This window comes from Caballeronia sp. A2-2, assembly GCF_057612605.2.
This window is the reverse complement of sequence record NZ_CM172587.1, coordinates 2,039,742-2,055,412: the sequence shown is the minus strand read 5'-3', so window position 1 is coordinate 2,055,412 and position 15,671 is coordinate 2,039,742. Positions and strand designations below refer to the sequence as shown.

Below are 15,671 nucleotides of genomic sequence, written 5' to 3'. Positions count from 1 at the left end.
TGACGGTTCGGTAAGATGGCGCATCGCCGCCACGGTCTCATGCCGTGGCGGAATTCGAACCGGTCGCCATCCATGCAAGCATCAGACTGGCTTCACGTCGGCACGCTCGTGATGGCTGCGCACGTGCTCGGCGTGATCGCCGCCATTCACGCCATCACCAACACGCGCACCTCGCAGGGCGCGGTCGCATGGGCCGTCTCGCTCGTGGCGATGCCGTACTTCACGCTCATCCCTTACCTGTTCCTCGGACGCAGCAAGTTCGCCGGTTATATCGACGAAAAGCGTCTGGAGCGCGACATCCTTCGCAATCGGTCGAAGCCCGCCGAATGGGATTCTGACGACCGCAGCGATGCCAGTACCGAAACAGCCCTCGTAGACGGCGCAGGCGCACGCGGCGAACTCGCGCCGGGCCCCGCCGCCTATCTCGGCAATCCGACCATCCGCACCTTGCAGCGGCTCTCGGGCATGCCGTTCCTGCGCGGCAACGCGGTGCGCGTGCTCATCAATGGCGATGCCACCTTCGCCGCGATCCTCGATGCCATCGCCGCCGCCGAACAATACGTGGTCGTGCAGTTCTTCATCGTGCGCGCGGACGAACTCGGCGAGAAGCTCAAGCATCTGCTGATCGCGAAGGCGCAGGCGGGCGTGCGCGTGTACTTCCTCTACGACAGCATTGGCAGCTTCGACTTGCCGCATCGCTATGTGAACGCGTTGCGCGCGGCGGGCGTCGAGGCGCATCCGTTCGCGGCGCGGCGCAAGTTTGTGCATCGGTTTCAGATCAACTTCCGCAATCACCGCAAGATCGTCGTGGTGGACGGCAAGAGCGCGTTCATCGGCGGGCATAACGTGGGCGTCGAATATCTCGGCGGCAATCCGCGGCTTTCGCCGTGGCGCGACACGCATGTGGAAGTGCGCGGTCCGGCGGTCGCGAGCATTCAGTTCGTGTTCACGGAAGACTGGTACTGGGCCACGCAGCGTTTGCCCGAACTCGGTCCCGCCGCGCCCTCGTCCGGCGAAAACATGCATTGCATGGTGCTGTCGAGCGGTCCTGCCGACAAGCAGGAAACCTGTTCGCTGTTCTTCGTCGAAGCCATCAACGCGGCGCGCGAGCGTATCTGGATTACCTCGCCCTACCTCATACCGGATGAAGCCGTGTTCTCCGCGCTGCGGCTCGCCGTCATGCGCGGCGTGGACGTGCGCATTCTGATTCCGAGCCGCCGCGATCATCGCGTGGTGTTCGCCGCGTCGAAGCTGTACGCGTATGACCTCGTGCAAGCGGGCGTGCGCATCTTCCGTTATCGGCCTGGCTTTCTGCATCAGAAAGTCGTGCTCGTGGACGATATCGCCGCGTCCATCGGCAGCGCGAACCTCGACAACCGTTCGTTCCGGCTGAACTTCGAAATCACGGTGCTGACGGTCGATCGCGGTTTCGCGCAGGAAGTCGAAACCATGCTGCGCGACGACTTCGCGGATTCGTTCGAAATAGACGGCGAGGATTACCGCAGCGCGCGGTTTCATCGGCGCATGGCCATGCACGTGGCGCGGCTGTTCTCGCCGATTCTCTGAGCGCTACAGCAGTTTCTCGATGTCGTCGGCGATCTCCTCCGGCTTTGTGGTCGGCGCATAACGCTTGACCACGCGCCCGTTGCGATCCACCAGAAACTTCGTGAAATTCCACTTGATCGCCTCGATGCCGAGAATGCCGGGCTCCTTTTCCTTCAGGAACTTATAGAGCGGATGCGCGTTCGCACCGTTCACCTCGATCTTCGCGAACATCGGAAACGACACGCCGAAGTTCTTCTCGCAGAAGCTGCCGATCTGCGCGGCATCGCCCGGTTCCTGCTTGCCGAACTGATTGCACGGAAAGCCCAGCACTTCGAAACCGCGCGCTGCAAAGCGCGTGTAGACGTCCTGCAAACCCTTGTATTGCGGCGTGAATCCGCATTCGCTCGCCGTGTTCACGATCAGCATGACCTTGTCGCGATAAGTGTCGAGACCGACGCTCGCGCCGTCCAGCGATTGCGCCGTGAAGCCGTAGATATCCTGTGTGTCGCTCATGAATGCTCCCTGTGTGATGTCGAAAGCCCATGCTACCAACGCGCGGCCTTCGCCGCCATTGGCCGAACGGACGACCCCTGCCGCGCCGGGCGTCCGGTCTAAAATAGCGCTTTCCCTTTCAGTCCGCGCCTAAACCGCCGCCATTCCGACGTGATCCGCTTCAATCAGTTCAGCCTGTCCCGCGGCACCAAGCCGCTTTTCGAAGCGACCAGCTTCACGCTCAACCCGGGCGAGAAAGCCGGGCTCGTCGGCGCGAACGGCGCGGGCAAATCCACGCTCTTTTCCGTGCTGCGCGGCGAGTTGCACGCCGATGGCGGCGATTTCGCGATGCCGCCGTCATGGCGCATCGCGCATGTCGCGCAGGAAACGCCGGCGGTGGATCGCAGCGCGCTCGACTACACGCTCGATGGCGACACGCATTTGCGGGCGATCGAGGCGCGCATCGCATCCGCGTCCGCCGCGCACGATGGCGCCGCCGAAGCCGAAGCCCATGCCGCTTTCGCCGATGCCGATGGTTACACCGCACCCGCCCGCGCCGAAACCTTGCTGCTGGGTCTGGGCTTCACGCTGGAACAGACCCGCGAGCCGGTCACGAGCTTCTCGGGCGGCTGGCGCATGCGGCTGAATCTCGCGCAGGCGCTGATGTGTCCGTCCGATCTGTTGCTGCTCGACGAACCGACCAACCATTTGGACCTGGATGCCATCGTCTGGCTGGAAGACTGGCTCGGGCGTTATCCCGGCACGCTCGTCGTGATCTCGCACGATCGCGAATTCCTCGATGCGGTCTGCAATGTCACGCTGCATCTGGACAATCGTCAGGTGAAGCGTTACGGCGGCAACTACAGTCAGTTCGAAGTGCTGCGCGCGCAACAACTGGCCTTGCAACAGAGCGCGTATGAGAAGCAGCAGCGGACGGTGCAGCATTTGCAGAGCTTCATCGACCGCTTCAAGGCCAAGGCGACCAAGGCCAAGCAGGCGCAAAGCCGCATGAAGGCGCTGGAAAAGATGGAGCTGATCGCGCCCGCGCATGCCGCTTCGCCGTTCACTTTCGAATTCCGCGAACCGGATGCCGCGCCCAATCCCATGCTCGTCATGGAAGGCGTGCGCTGCGGCTATCACGCGGACGGCGGCGCGGAGATTCCGATCGTGGAAGGCGTCGCGCTGTCGATTCAGAACGGGCAGCGCATCGGCTTGCTCGGCGCGAATGGTCAAGGCAAATCGACGCTCATCAAGACGCTGGCGCAGACGCTCGACCCGCTTTCGGGTTCCGTGCGTCAGGGCAAGGGATTGCAGATCGGCTACTTCGCGCAGCATCAACTGGAAACGCTACGCCCCGACGATTCCGCGCTCCAGCATCTCGCGCGTCTCGCACCGGACACGCGCGAACAGGAATTGCGCGATTTCCTCGGCAGCTTCAACTTCTCCGGCGACATGGCGACCGCGAAGATCGCGCCGTTCTCCGGTGGCGAGAAGGCGCGGCTGGCGCTGGCGCTCATCATCTGGCAGAAGCCGAATCTGCTGCTGCTCGACGAACCGACCAATCACCTCGACCTCGAAACGCGTCACGCGCTGACCATGGCGCTGGCGCAGTTCGAAGGCACGCTGATTCTCGTCTCGCACGACCGGCATTTGCTGCGCGCGACCACGGACACGTTCATGCTGGTGGCGAAACATCGCCTGAATCCGTTCGATGGCGATCTCGACGATTACCGCGACTGGCTGCTGCAACACGCCGCCGAAACGCGCGCAGCGGCCAAGGATGCGGGCAGCGCAAGCGATGCCGCCGACAGCGCGCTCAATCGCAAGGAGCAGCGCCGGCAGGAAGCGCAAGAGCGGCAGAAGGTCGCGCATCTGAAGAAGCCGTTGCAGACGCGCATCGCGAAGATCGAGAAGGAAATGGACACGCTCAACGTGGAAAAGACCGCGCTGGATGCGTTCGTCGCCGATCCGGCGAGCTATGAAGCCGCGCAGAAAACCCGGCTCACGGAATCGATTCGTCGTCAGGGCGAAGTCAACGCGCGCCTCGAAACGCTCGAAATGGAATGGCTCGAAGCGCACGAGGAACTCGAACAAATCGGTTGATCACCGGAGACGCAACACGTGACGCCTTCCCTCACCGGCCTGCGCGTGCTCGATCTGACGCGGCTGTTGCCCGGTCCCATCGCCACGCTGCGGCTCGCGGAACTGGGCGCGGACGTGCTCAAGATCGAAGCGCCCGGCGATGGCGATTACGCGCGCGTTCTGCTTCAAAGCGAAGCGGATAGAGCCAGTGGCACGCCGAGCGCGTTTTATCGGATCGTCAATCGTGGCAAGCGAACGCTCACGCTCGACCTCAAGACCGACGCAGGCCGCGCACAGTTGATCGACCTCGCGCGCGACGCGGATGTGCTCGTTGAGAGCTTCCGCCCTTCGGTGATGGCGCGTCTCGGCGTGGGCTACGACGTCCTTCGCGCCGCGAATCCCAAGCTCGTTTATTGCGCGATCACGGGTTACGGCGCGGACGGTCCGTTCGCGCAGAAAGCCGGTCACGATCTGAATTACGCCGCCTATTCCGGCGTGCTCGATCAACTCGCGGCGCGCGACGGCACGCCCATCGCGCCGAATTTTCAGCTCGCGGATTTGCTTGGCGGCGCGTTGTCCGCCGTGATGGAGATGCTGGCCGCGCTCTGGCAAGTGGCGCGCGGCGGCGAAGGCCGCTGTCTGAATGTCTCGATGACGCACGCGCTCCACGCGCACAACGTGATGGCGCATATCGCGCTCGCCAACGACGATCACGCGAGCACGCCCGCGGGCGCAGGACTGCTGAATGGCGGCGCGCCGTGCTATGACGTGTATCGCACGAAGGATGACCGGTTTATCGCGGTGGGCGCGTTGGAACTGAAGTTCTGGCAAAACCTGTGTGGCGCGTTGGGTCGTCCGGAATGGGCGACGCGACATTGGAGCCTTGGACAAGGCATAGGCGGCGAGGATGCGGCGCAGTTGTCGGCCCAACTCGCCGCGTGCTTCCGCGAACGCACGCGCAATGAATGGATCGCGCTGCTCGAACCGATCGACTGCTGCGTCGCGCCGGTACTCACGCCAGCCGAAGCGGCAGCGCATCCGCTGTTCACGCGCTAGGCCGAACGGCGCGGCAGGGTTTGACGCGGCTGGTTTTCGTCATCGACGAGCACATGCTTGCGCCCGACGATATGACGCCGGATGGTCGCGACGACTTCCGCCTCCGTGACATCCGCCGCCACCACACGACGCGAAATCTGTCCTTCGCCATCGATCCATTCGACGATCCGGCATCCGTTGCCCCACGGCTGTTGCAGGGGCGCGGACACGCGGCATCCGCGTAACTGGAATGCGGCCTTGGGCCTGCTGGTTTTGATGTGTTTCAAAGCGTGGTCCTCTCGATCCTTCCGGTTCACTGGCTTGTTCTCAGAGCACGCCAACGCGGAGGGGTTCCTTTGCACTGAAAGGATAAGAAAACCAATACTTAATTGGGTTACACATTCCGACCGCTTTTTTACGAGCCGTTACGGAGAACAGAGGAAATCTTCCGCGATCATTCAAGATCCCGGACGCGATCGATCGCCTCCTCGATCCGGTCCACGGCCACCACCTTCAAGCCGTCGATGGCTTGCTTCGGCGCGTTCGCCTTCGGAATCAGCGCGATGGAAAAGCCGAGCTTGGCCGCTTCCTTCAGCCGGTCCTGACCGCGCGGCGATGGCCGGATTTCGCCCGCCAGCCCGACTTCGCCGAACGTGATGAGGCCTTTGGGCAGCGGCTTGTTGCGCATGGACGAATGGATCGCGAGCAGCACCGCGAGGTCCGCCGCCGGTTCCGTGATCTTCACGCCGCCGACCGCGTTGAGAAACACATCCTGATCGAAACACGCGATGCCCGCATGCCGATGCAGCACCGCCAGCAGCAGCGCAAGCCGGTTCTGTTCGAGCCCAACCGCCAGCCGGCGCGGATTCGGCACATGCGCGGTATCGACCAGCGCCTGCACTTCCACGAGCAACGGGCGCGAGCCTTCCTGCGTCACAAGCACGCACGAGCCCGCCACGCTCTGCTCATGCTGCGAGAGAAACAGCGCCGAAGGATTGGCCACGCCGCGCAAACCCTTCTCCGTCATCGCGAACACGCCGAGTTCGTTGACCGCCCCGAAGCGGTTCTTGAACGCGCGCACGAGCCGGAACGACGAGTGCGTATCGCCCTCGAAGTAAAGCACCGTGTCCACGATATGTTCGAGCACGCGCGGCCCGGCAAGACTGCCTTCCTTCGTCACGTGCCCGACCATGATGATCGACGTGCCCGTCTGCTTGGCGATGCGCGTGAGTTGCGCCGCGCACTCGCGAACCTGCGCGACCGAACCCGGCGCGGAAGTCAGCGCTTCCGAATAGATCGTCTGAATGGAGTCGATGACCGCGACTTCGGGCCGCTGCTCGTCGATGGTCGCCTGAATCTTTTCGAGCTGGATTTCGGCCAGCAGCGCGAGATCCGCCGCCCCGCCCGCCGCGCCGCCGATCAGTCCGAGCCGCGCCGCGCGCAACGCGATCTGCGCGCCGGATTCCTCGCCGCTCACATACAGCGCGGGCCGCTCGCGCGCGATTTCCGCAAGCGACTGCAGCAGCAGCGTCGATTTCCCGATGCCCGGATCGCCACCAATCAACACCACGCCGCCCGGCACCAGCCCGCCGCCGAGTACGCGGTCGAATTCTCCGACGCCTGTCGTGAAGCGCGGCACGTCCGACGCTTCGATATCCGCGAGCCGTTGCACGGCGGAACCTTTCGCCAGTGCCTGAAAGCGGTGCGTGGACGGCGTTTCCGCCACTGATTCCGTCAACGTGTTCCATGCATGGCACGCGGCGCACTGACCGGTCCATTTCGGCGACTGCGCGCCACATTCGCTACATACGTAAAGCGTCTTTGCCTTCGCTACTTTCGCCACTGATTGCCTTGCTGTTCGAGTTCGTCTTGATGCTGTTCTTTGCGGCGACGCCTTATTCCGCCCGCACCGGCACACGCTGCGCGATGGCGCACATCAGCTCATAGCCGATGGTGCCGCACGAGCGCGCCACGTCGTCGATCGGCAAACGCGTGCCCCACAACTCGACGCGCGTGCCGATGCCCGCGCCCGCGCACGGCGTGAGATCGACCGTGAGCATGTCCATCGACACGCGGCCGACGAGGCGCGTGGGCACGCCATCGACGATCACGGGCGTGCCTTCCGGCGCGATACGCGGGTATCCGTCCGCATAACCGCACGCCACCACGCCGATGCGCATCGGCTTGTCCGCCGTATAGGCCGAGCCGTAGCCGATGCTGTGCCCCGCCTCCACCGTCTGCACGGCGATGATCTCGGAGTTCAGCGTCATCGCGGGTTGCAATCCGGTATTCGCGATATCCGCCGTCACGCCCGAAGGCGACGCCCCATACAGAATGATGCCCGGCCGCACCCAGTCGAAATGCGCGTCCGGATGCCACAGCACGCCCGCCGAGTTCGACAGGCTGCGCGCCCCCGAGATGCCTTCCGCGCCGCGCTCGAACGCTTCGATCTGATGCGTGATGCCGCGCGGGCCATCCGCATCGGAAAAGTGCGTCATGAGCGTGATCTGCCCGATGCCCTGAATCGCGCGCGCCCGCTCCCACGCCGCCCGGTAGCGCTCCGGCGTGTAGCCCAGGCGATTCATGCCGCTGTTCATCTTCAGTTGGATATTGACCGGCTTCGAGAGCCGCGCCATTTCCAGCATGCGCAATTGCTCGTCGCAATGAACGGCCGTGGTCAGGCTGTAACGGTCGATCACGTCGATGTCGGTCGGCCGAAAAAAGCCTTCGAGCAGAAGAATTGGCCCCGCCCAGCCCAATTCACGCAACTTCGCGGCTTCTTCGAGGTCCAGAAGCCCGAAGCCGTCCGTTGCGCGCAAGCCGGGGAACGTCCGCGCCAGTCCGTGGCCATACGCATTGGCCTTGACGACGGCCCAGATCTTGGACTTCGGCGCGTATTTGCGCGCGACGGCGAGGTTATTGGCCAGTGCGGCCGTATGAATGGTTGCTGAAAGGGGGCGCGGCATGAGTGTCTGGTGGAAGTGCGGTTCTGGCGTACCTGTGGCGGGCGGCATATGCCCGGCTGCAAGACGCCTTGTGAATCAATCTCTTATGGAGAATTCGGCGCACGATCGTGTGTTTCCATACGCGATCGAGATTACTGCTAGTCAGAATGCGCCTATTTTCGTGTTATAAAGCCGTGCGCACAACCCATTTCGAACGGCATAAGCCCGGATGTAAGGCGGGCGGCACGCCCCGCGTCCGGGACGGATCACCCGCAGTGAGGAAAGCTTCGGATCAGATGAAAAAAGGTTTTTACACCATCATGGCCGCGCAGTTTTTCTCATCGCTGGCCGATAACGCACTACTGATCGCTGCCATCGCACTGCTGAAGGATCTCCACGCGCCGAACTGGATGACGCCGCTGCTCAAGCTGTTCTTCGTGCTGTCCTATGTCATTCTGGCCGCGTTCGTCGGCGCCTTCGCGGATTCCCGGCCCAAGGGTCGCGTGATGTTCGTGACCAATTCCATCAAGGTGGTCGGCTGCATCACCATGCTGTTCGGCGCGCATCCGCTGCTGGCTTACGGCATCGTGGGGTTTGGCGCGGCGGCGTATTCGCCGGCCAAGTACGGCATTCTCACCGAGCTGCTGCCGCCGGACCGGCTGGTCGCGGCCAACGGGTGGATCGAAGGCACCACGGTCGGTTCGATCATCCTGGGCACGGTGATGGGCGGCGCGCTCATCAGTCCGCAGGTCGCCTCGCATCTGCTCTCGTATCACATTCCGCGCGTGAACACGCCCGCGGAGGCCGCCATGCTCGTCATCATGGCGATGTACGTGGTCGCCGCCGTCTTCAACCTGCGCATTCCCGATACCGGCGCACGCTATCCGAAGCAGGAAACGCGGCCGGTCAAGCTCATTACCGATTTCGCGGATTGCTTTCTCGCGCTGTGGCGTGACAAGCTCGGCCAGATTTCGCTCGCCGTGACCACGTTGTTCTGGGGCGCGGGCGCGACGCTGCAATTCATCGTGCTGAAGTGGGCCGAAGTCTCGCTCGGCATGACGCTCTCGCAAGCGGCCATCCTGCAGGCCGTGATCGCGGTCGGCGTGGCGGTGGGCGCGATCCTCGCGGCGGCGCGCGTGCCGCTCAAGCGCTCGCTGAGCGTGTTGCCGGTCGGCATCGTGATGGGGCTGGCCGTCATGATCATGGCGTTCTACACGCGGCATCTGTTTCCCGCGCATTGGGGCATCTACTTCGGCAGGATGCATTTCCCCGGCTATCTGCTGGTCGCGTATCTGTTCCTCATGATCGTGGGCGGCCTGTCGGGATTTTTCGTGGTGCCGATGAACGCGCTGCTTCAGCATCGCGGACACGTGCTGTTGTCGGCCGGGCATTCCATCGCGGTGCAGAACTTCAACGAAAATCTTTCCGTGCTCGTCATGCTGTGCCTGTACGCGGTCCTCGTCTGGCTCGATGTCCCCATTCAGTTCGTCATCGTCCTGTTCGGTTCGTTCGTGTGCCTGATGATGTACTTCGTCATGCGCCGCCATCAGGCGAATCAGCGCGCGTTCGATTCCGTCTCGCTCATCGGCGAAGCGCGGCACTGAAGCGGCGCTGTTCCCGCCGATCGGCTACTCTCTTTCGATCATGCTCTGCGCCGAACTCTATTCCTTTGTCACGCGCGTGCGCGAACGCGCGCCGCTCGTCCATTGCCTGACGAATCTCGTCGTCACCAATTTCACGGCCAATGTGCTGCTCGCCATCGGCGCCGCACCGGCGATGGTCGTCGCGCGCGAGGAAGTGGCCGAATTCGCGCCGATGGCCAATGCGCTGTCGGTGAATCTCGGCACGCTCGACCTGCCGCAGACGCGCGCGATCCGCGCCGCCGTCGATGCCGCCAACGCCGCGAACAAGCCGTGGATTCTCGATCCGGTCGCGGTCGGTCCGCTGTCGTTTCGCACCGGCTTCGCGCTCGATCTGCTCGATGCGAAACCTGCCGTGATTCGCGGCAACGCGTCGGAGATCATCAGCCTGTCGGGCGGTGCTGCGAGCGGTCGCGGCGTCGATAGCACCGCCGCCACCGATGCCGCACTCGACGCCGCGCAAGTGCTCGCGCTGAAGACGCAGGCGGTCGTCGCGGTCACCGGCGCAATCGATTACGTGACCGATGGCCGCCGCGTGATCGCGCTGTCGAACGGCTCGCCGCTGATGACGCGCGTGACCGGCGTCGGCTGCGCGCTGTCGGCAACCGTCGCGGCGTTCGTCGGCACGGCGGCATCGCGCGAGGAATACTGGAACGCGACGGTCGCGGCCATCGCGTATTCGACCATCGCCGGAGAACTCGCCGCGCGCGACGCCGCCCTGCCCGGCAGCTTTGCGGTCGCGTATCTGGACCGGCTGGCTTCGGTCGATGAAATGTCCTTCGACAAGACGCTCGTGCAGCGCGAGATCGCGTGAGACCGGCCATGCGCGATTCATTCGACCTCTCGCTTTATCTCGTCCTCGATCCCGTGCAGTGCGGCGGTCACGATGCCGCGCTTGCCGTGGCGCGCGCCGCGCTCGAAGGCGGCGTGACGCTCATGCAATTGCGCGCGCCCGAGTGGCACAAGCGCGCGTGGTTCGAACTGGCGCACGCGCTCGTGCCGATTGCGCGCGAACATGGCGTGCCTTTCGTCATCAACGATCATGTCGATGTCGCGCTGGCGGTCGGCGCGGACGGCGTGCATCTCGGTCAGCGCGATCTGCCTGTCGAGCATGCGCGCCGTCTTTTGGGCGACGATGCATTGATCGGCCTGTCGGTTTCCAATCTCGACGAGACCGACGCAGCGAAGCGGCTCGACAATGGCCTCATCGACTATCTCGGCGCAGGTCCGGTCTACGCCACGCCCACCAAAACCGATGCGTCCGCGCCCTGCGGCATCGACGGCATCGCGGCCATTTGCAAGCGCGCCGCGCTGCCGACGGTTGCCATCGGCGGCATCCAACTGCACAACGCGACCGACGTGATGCGCGCGCAACCGGCAGGACTGGCGGTCGTCTCCGCGATCTGCAAGGCCGCGAATCCGCGTGACGCGGCGGCGGCGCTGGCCGCGACCATCGCGCAATCACGCACCTGAGTTCATCCATGGCATCGACCCCACGCATTCCCAACGTCCTCACCATCGCCGGTTCCGATTCGGGCGGCGGCGCGGGCATTCAGGCCGATCTCAAGGCATTCTCGGCGCTCGGCGCGTATGGCGCGAGCGTCATCACCGCGCTCACGGCGCAGAACACGCGCGGCGTGACGGCGGTTCACGCGCCGGAGCCGGCATTCATCACCGCGCAGCTCGACGCCGTGTTCGACGACATTCGTATCGATGCCGTGAAGATCGGCATGCTGGCGAACGCGGGCATCGTGCGCGCGGTCGCGGATGCGTTGCGGCGGCATCGCCCGACGCATATCGTGCTCGACACGGTGATCATTTCCAAAAGCAATCACGCCCTGCTCGCGCCGGATGCCGTAGCGGCTTTGCGCGACGAATTGCTGCCTTTGGCGAGCCTCGTCACGCCCAATCTGCCGGAAGCGGCGGCATTGCTGGACACGACGAGCGCCGCCAATGAAGACGAAATGGTGCGTCAGGGCGAAGCGCTGCGTGCGTTCGGCGCGCGCGCGGTGCTGATGAAGGGCGGACATCTGGCGTCGTCGGATAGTCCGGACTGGCTCATCGAGGAAAGCGGCGCGGTGCGGCTCGGCGGCGCGCGCGTGCCGTTGAAAAACACGCACGGCACGGGTTGCACGTTGTCATCGGCGATTGCGGCGTTGATTCCGCAAACCGGCGATCTGGCGAGCGCGACGGCCGAGGCCAAGCGCTATCTCACCGGCGCGATCGAAGCCAGCGCGCGGCTCGAAGTCGGGCACGGTGTCGGCCCGGTGCATCACTTTTTCAGGTGGTGGTGACGCGCGATAACGCCGTCGCTGCGAAGGCCCGCGCACGCTCCGGCCAGTCGTCCGGCACGATGAAACCGCGCGATTCCTCGAACCACGCGTCATTGCTTTCTTCGGGCGCGTAGACGGCGACCATCGTTGGCGTCGTCATCGATTGCAGGCGGGTGTGGATCGCCTGTGTGTCTGCGTGCAACGAGGCAGCTTCGCTTGCCGGAAGCCTGCGCGATGCCAGCCACGCCATGCGCGGCTGCACGATCCACGCGCGGTCTTGCGTCGTCGAATCGTGCGACGCGTTCCACTCGGATGCCGTCAGCCACCAGCCGCGCAAATGCTGTGCGCCGAGTTCCGGCGCGGGCGTGGTGTCATCGCCGTGATAGAACAGCCGGCCTTTGATGTAGGCCTGCGGTTTCCACGGTCCGGCCAATCCCAGCGCGGCGAATTCCGGACGCATGGTCAGCCCGAGTTGATGCGTGAGCAGCCGCGTGACCTTCAGATCGAAGCGATCCTGCAGATTCGGCCCAACGTAGTCGGACAGGCGTGCGACGTTCGTGACGCCATCGCCGATATGCAGATAGAACTTGACCGCCAGTTCCCAATGCAGACGCGCGCCGCTTGCATCTTCGAGCAGAAAATCGCATTCGCCGATGGTGCGCCGCCCTTGCCGCAGCGGCACGTTCGCGGCGATCAGGCGCAGCGTCGGACCGTGCGCGAGGAAGAATTCGAGCAGGCTTTCGGCATATTTGCCGAGGCGTGTGTGTTTTGGGTTGCGCGCGTGCGCGTGAAGCGGTTCGGGATGCGCGTCGAGCGTGAGAAGCCAGTCGAGCGTGGCGTCGTCGTCGAAGCGCTCGGCGAGTGCCGCGCCCACGTTCGCCGCGCACAGCAGATCGGGCGTGAACAGCAGCCAGGCCAGGTCTCGCACGGTCGCGTCTTGGAAGCGTTCGACGATCCGTGCGAGGCCGGTCATCGTGCCGAATCCTGCCCCGATGGCTCGACGCCAAGTTTATCCAGCGCGTCGCGATAAGCGCCGCGCGCGAGACACAGATCGGCCCACGCCTTCGCCTTGTCCGGAAGACTGCGCAGCAAATACGCCGGGTGATACGTGACGACCACCGGCACGCCGCGATACTCATGCACGCGGCCGCGCATCGAGGCGATGCTGGCTTCCGACTTCAGCAGGCTTTGCGCCGCGAAGCGCCCGAGCGCGACGATCACCTTCGGCTTCACCAGTTCGACTTGCCGTTGCAGGAACGGCTCGCAGCGCGCAACTTCATCGACTTCGGGATTGCGGTTGCCGGGCGGCCGGCATTTGATGACATTGGCGATGTACACGTTCGACTCGCGCGACAGCGACACCGCGCGCAGCATGTTGTCGAGCAGCTTGCCCGCCTGTCCGACGAACGGTTCGCCCTGCTTGTCTTCGTTCTCGCCGGGCGCTTCGCCGATGAGCATCCAGTCCGCCTCGCGGTCGCCGACGCCGAAGACCGTGTTGGTGCGGCGCTCGCACAGGCGGCAGCGTTCGCATCCGGTGACGCGTGCTTCGAGTGCGGGCCAGTCGAGCGTGTGGATGTCGTCGGGAAGCGCGTCGATGGATTCGGCGAGGACGGGCGCGTCGTCGGTCCAGGGCAGATCGTCGTCGGCTTCGATGAATTGTTGAGGCGGCGGCTGAACTTCCGGCGCTTCGACCGGCACGACGGGTTCGGCAAATTGCTCAGGCGGCGGCGTCAAGGCAGGCGCCTGCACTTCCGGCGCTTCGACCGACGCCACAGGTTCAACGCCCCGCAGCCGCCACATCGGACCGTATCCCAGTTCTTCCATGAACGATTCATCGAGCGCCATGCGCACTCTCCTTCGAAAACGACAGACGCATGACGATTGCGTCCTCACGCGTGCGATGCCGCGCGGGGTAATAGTTCTTGCGACGTCCGATGGCCGCGAAGCCGAAGCGCTCATACAGCGCCACGGCGCGCGGATTGGATGGCCGCACTTCGAGCAGCACGCCTTCGAGCTTTTCCGCCCGCGCGATGCGCACCGCCTCGCGCAAGAGCGTCAGCCCCGCGCCCGCACCCTGCGCGGCGGGCGCGACCGCCAGATTCAGCAGATGCATTTCATCGACGACGGGCATCAGCACGCAATAGCCCAGCAGCGTGCCCGTGACATGACGCAGGCACACGCCGTAGTAACCGTTGCGCAGCGAATCCTGAAAATTGCCGCGGCTCCAGGGGAATTCGTAGGCGAGCTTTTCGACGAAGGCGACTTCGTCGAGATCGGCTTCGGTCATCGGCGTGAGATACCGATCCGCGAGCAACACGCCGCTCACCGAAGCGTCTCCTCGCTGGCGTTGGTTTTCTGCTTTTGTGCGGCTGCGGCCATGCGTTCGGCGGTGGTTTGGGCGACCTTGTCGCGCACGTATTCCGGCGCGGCGAGTTCGGCCGCGACCGCGTGACCCGCTTGCCAACCGCGCAGGCCGAGCAACGCCACGGGCAACGCGTGCGGTAACGCGCGACGATCGACGTGAGCCGCCGCCGCGAGCGCTGGCAAACGCTCGCCGAATGCGTCGGCGGCGTTGCCGGCCAGTGCGAACGGTGCTTCGGGCAATGGCAGCGCGGCGGGGGCATCGAGCGAGGCGGGATGCAGCGTGCGCCAGTGGCTCGCGGCATCGGCGGGATCGTGTTCGTAGGCGGCCCAGTAGACCTCGTCCATGCGCGCATCGAGCGCGACGAGCACGCGCGGCGGTAACGCGGCATCGTTCAGACGCGCGGCTTCGGCGCAGGCTAGCAGCGTGCTGACCGCCACCACCGGCACATTCAGGCCGAATGCCAGTCCTTGTGCCACGCCGGTTGCCGTGCGAAGGCCGGTGAACGAACCCGGCCCCGCGCCGAACGCGATGGCGCCGCAGTCCGCGAGCGCGAGGCCCGCTTCATCGAAGAGTTCGCGGACCATCGGCAGGAGCCGTGTGCTTGAAACCGATCCGGTGGCTTCATGGCGAAACCAGACGCGCACGTCGCCCGCTTCGTAAGGCGGCGCAACGGCGGATGGCGCGGGCGCTGCCGAACCGGCGAGCAAAAGCGCGACGGAGCAGAACTCAGTCGATGTATCGAGGGCGAGCAAAACGGTGCGTGTCATGGCCCGTATTGTAATGCGGGACTCGCGCCGTTCGACGTCGATGAGCGATGCGCGCCGTCTCGATACGCAAACGCAATTCGAAGAAAACCTCGACGAGCGTGCGCGAATGGCTTGCTAACATCGTTCGTCCTTATCTCGATAACACGCAGGAGTGTTCGCATGACCGATATCGCACAGCGTTTTGCCCAGGCTCAGACCGATGTGACCGAATTGCCCGAACGTCCGGGCAATCTCACCTTGCTGCGCCTTTACGCGCTGTTCAAGCAAGGCAGCGCGGGCGACGTGAGCGGCGACAAACCCGGTTTCGCGGATATCGTCGGCAAATATAAATACGATGCATGGGCCGCGCTCAAAGGCACGCCTGAAGACGACGCGAAGCAGCGTTATGTGGAACTGGTCGAATCGCTGAAACGCGGCGAGGCGGGTTAAAGCCTTGTTCGACGCTTAAAAAACCGTCATGCCCCGTCCGCGCCGCTTTTTGCCCGAAGATGGCGCGGAGTTTGCATCAGAATGTGGCGCGGCGCAGC

The 15,671-nt window shown here is 64.3% G+C and carries 16 protein-coding genes; 8 read left to right on the top strand and 8 right to left on the bottom strand.

Translation table 11 applies throughout. From position 1 onward, the window contains the following. Positions 1-72: 72 nt before the first annotated feature. The gene (gene cls, locus ACZCWR_RS09765; protein WP_487300570.1) at positions 73-1,566 is read left to right on the top strand and encodes a cardiolipin synthase; all 1,494 of its coding nucleotides are present in this window, start codon (positions 73-75) and stop codon (positions 1,564-1,566) included. A gap of 3 nt (positions 1,567-1,569) precedes the next feature. Here cls and ACZCWR_RS09760 read toward each other — a convergent pair whose 3' ends face one another. Then, a complete protein-coding gene (locus tag ACZCWR_RS09760; protein ID WP_487300569.1) occupies positions 1,570-2,058 on the bottom strand; it encodes a glutathione peroxidase in 489 nt (162 codons plus the stop codon). Between the two features lie 150 nt (positions 2,059-2,208). On the opposite strand from ACZCWR_RS09760, the gene ACZCWR_RS09755 reads away from it, so the two are divergent. Both ACZCWR_RS09755 and ACZCWR_RS09750 read left to right on the top strand, forming a co-directional pair. Further along, entirely contained in the window at positions 2,209-4,140 is a 1,932-nt protein-coding gene (locus ACZCWR_RS09755; protein ID WP_487300568.1) for an ATP-binding cassette domain-containing protein, read from the top strand. An 18-nt stretch (positions 4,141-4,158) separates the two neighbouring features. Further along, positions 4,159-5,175, top strand: a complete 1,017-nt coding sequence (locus tag ACZCWR_RS09750; protein ID WP_487300567.1) for a CaiB/BaiF CoA transferase family protein — start codon at positions 4,159-4,161, stop codon at positions 5,173-5,175. Here the strand turns inward: ACZCWR_RS09750 and ACZCWR_RS09745 are convergent. The 3 genes from ACZCWR_RS09745 to alr all read right to left on the bottom strand — a co-directional run bounded on the left by ACZCWR_RS09745 (position 5,172) and on the right by alr (position 8,120). Further along, positions 5,172-5,441, bottom strand: a complete 270-nt coding sequence (locus tag ACZCWR_RS09745) for a DUF2866 domain-containing protein (RefSeq protein ID WP_487300566.1) — start codon at positions 5,439-5,441, stop codon at positions 5,172-5,174. The genes ACZCWR_RS09750 and ACZCWR_RS09745 overlap by 4 nt on opposite strands. A gap of 167 nt (positions 5,442-5,608) precedes the next feature. Further along, entirely contained in the window at positions 5,609-6,997 is a 1,389-nt protein-coding gene (gene radA / locus ACZCWR_RS09740; RefSeq protein WP_487300565.1) for a DNA repair protein RadA, read from the bottom strand. Positions 6,998-7,049: 52 nt separating this feature from the next. After that, positions 7,050-8,120, bottom strand: a complete 1,071-nt coding sequence (alr, locus tag ACZCWR_RS09735; protein WP_487300564.1) for an alanine racemase — start codon at positions 8,118-8,120, stop codon at positions 7,050-7,052. Positions 8,121-8,395: 275 nt separating this feature from the next. On the opposite strand from alr, the gene lplT reads away from it, so the two are divergent. Genes lplT through thiD form a run of 4 tightly spaced genes read left to right on the top strand, consistent with a single transcriptional unit; the run spans position 8,396 to position 12,033 of the window. Beyond that, entirely contained in the window at positions 8,396-9,703 is a 1,308-nt protein-coding gene (lplT, locus tag ACZCWR_RS09730) for a lysophospholipid transporter LplT (RefSeq protein WP_487300563.1), read from the top strand. 40 nt (positions 9,704-9,743) lie between these two features. Further along, positions 9,744-10,553, top strand: a complete 810-nt coding sequence (gene thiM / locus ACZCWR_RS09725) for a hydroxyethylthiazole kinase (RefSeq protein WP_487300562.1) — start codon at positions 9,744-9,746, stop codon at positions 10,551-10,553. Positions 10,554-10,561: 8 nt separating this feature from the next. Beyond that, entirely contained in the window at positions 10,562-11,212 is a 651-nt protein-coding gene (thiE, locus tag ACZCWR_RS09720; RefSeq protein WP_487300561.1) for a thiamine phosphate synthase, read from the top strand. 8 nt (positions 11,213-11,220) lie between these two features. Next, positions 11,221-12,033, top strand: a complete 813-nt coding sequence (thiD, locus tag ACZCWR_RS09715; protein WP_487300560.1) for a bifunctional hydroxymethylpyrimidine kinase/phosphomethylpyrimidine kinase — start codon at positions 11,221-11,223, stop codon at positions 12,031-12,033. Here the strand turns inward: thiD and ACZCWR_RS09710 are convergent. Genes ACZCWR_RS09710 through tsaB form a run of 4 tightly spaced genes read right to left on the bottom strand, consistent with a single transcriptional unit; the run spans position 12,020 to position 15,144 of the window. Next, positions 12,020-12,985, bottom strand: a complete 966-nt coding sequence (locus ACZCWR_RS09710; protein ID WP_487300559.1) for a DUF1853 family protein — start codon at positions 12,983-12,985, stop codon at positions 12,020-12,022. The genes thiD and ACZCWR_RS09710 overlap by 14 nt on opposite strands. Next, the gene (locus ACZCWR_RS09705) at positions 12,982-13,857 is read right to left on the bottom strand and encodes a uracil-DNA glycosylase (protein WP_487300558.1); all 876 of its coding nucleotides are present in this window, start codon (positions 13,855-13,857) and stop codon (positions 12,982-12,984) included. Before ACZCWR_RS09705 ends, ACZCWR_RS09710 begins: the two co-directional genes overlap by 4 nt. Then, positions 13,844-14,338, bottom strand: a complete 495-nt coding sequence (gene rimI / locus ACZCWR_RS09700; protein ID WP_487300557.1) for a ribosomal protein S18-alanine N-acetyltransferase — start codon at positions 14,336-14,338, stop codon at positions 13,844-13,846. The genes ACZCWR_RS09705 and rimI overlap by 14 nt, the downstream gene beginning before the upstream one ends. Beyond that, complete coding sequence (tsaB, locus tag ACZCWR_RS09695) at positions 14,335-15,144, bottom strand: tRNA (adenosine(37)-N6)-threonylcarbamoyltransferase complex dimerization subunit type 1 TsaB (RefSeq protein WP_487300556.1); 810 nt, start codon at positions 15,142-15,144, stop codon at positions 14,335-14,337. Before tsaB ends, rimI begins: the two co-directional genes overlap by 4 nt. A 159-nt stretch (positions 15,145-15,303) precedes the next feature. On the opposite strand from tsaB, the gene ACZCWR_RS09690 reads away from it, so the two are divergent. Beyond that, positions 15,304-15,573, top strand: a complete 270-nt coding sequence (locus tag ACZCWR_RS09690) for an acyl-CoA-binding protein (RefSeq protein ID WP_487300555.1) — start codon at positions 15,304-15,306, stop codon at positions 15,571-15,573. Positions 15,574-15,671: the final 98 nt, after the last annotated feature.

Coding starts and splice junctions, on each gene's coding strand:
- cls (WP_487300570.1), top strand. CDS start 73: ATGCAAGCATCAGACTGGCTTCACGTCGGCACGCTCGTGATGGCTGCG.
- ACZCWR_RS09760 (WP_487300569.1), bottom strand. CDS start 2,058: ATGAGCGACACACAGGATATCTACGGCTTCACGGCGCAATCGCTGGAC.
- alr (WP_487300564.1), bottom strand. CDS start 8,120: ATGCCGCGCCCCCTTTCAGCAACCATTCATACGGCCGCACTGGCCAAT.
- lplT (WP_487300563.1), top strand. CDS start 8,396: ATGAAAAAAGGTTTTTACACCATCATGGCCGCGCAGTTTTTCTCATCG.
- thiM (WP_487300562.1), top strand. CDS start 9,744: ATGCTCTGCGCCGAACTCTATTCCTTTGTCACGCGCGTGCGCGAACGC.
- thiE (WP_487300561.1), top strand. CDS start 10,562: ATGCGCGATTCATTCGACCTCTCGCTTTATCTCGTCCTCGATCCCGTG.
- thiD (WP_487300560.1), top strand. CDS start 11,221: ATGGCATCGACCCCACGCATTCCCAACGTCCTCACCATCGCCGGTTCC.
- ACZCWR_RS09710 (WP_487300559.1), bottom strand. CDS start 12,985: ATGACCGGCCTCGCACGGATCGTCGAACGCTTCCAAGACGCGACCGTG.
- ACZCWR_RS09705 (WP_487300558.1), bottom strand. CDS start 13,857: ATGGCGCTCGATGAATCGTTCATGGAAGAACTGGGATACGGTCCGATG.
- tsaB (WP_487300556.1), bottom strand. CDS start 15,144: ATGACACGCACCGTTTTGCTCGCCCTCGATACATCGACTGAGTTCTGC.
- ACZCWR_RS09690 (WP_487300555.1), top strand. CDS start 15,304: ATGACCGATATCGCACAGCGTTTTGCCCAGGCTCAGACCGATGTGACC.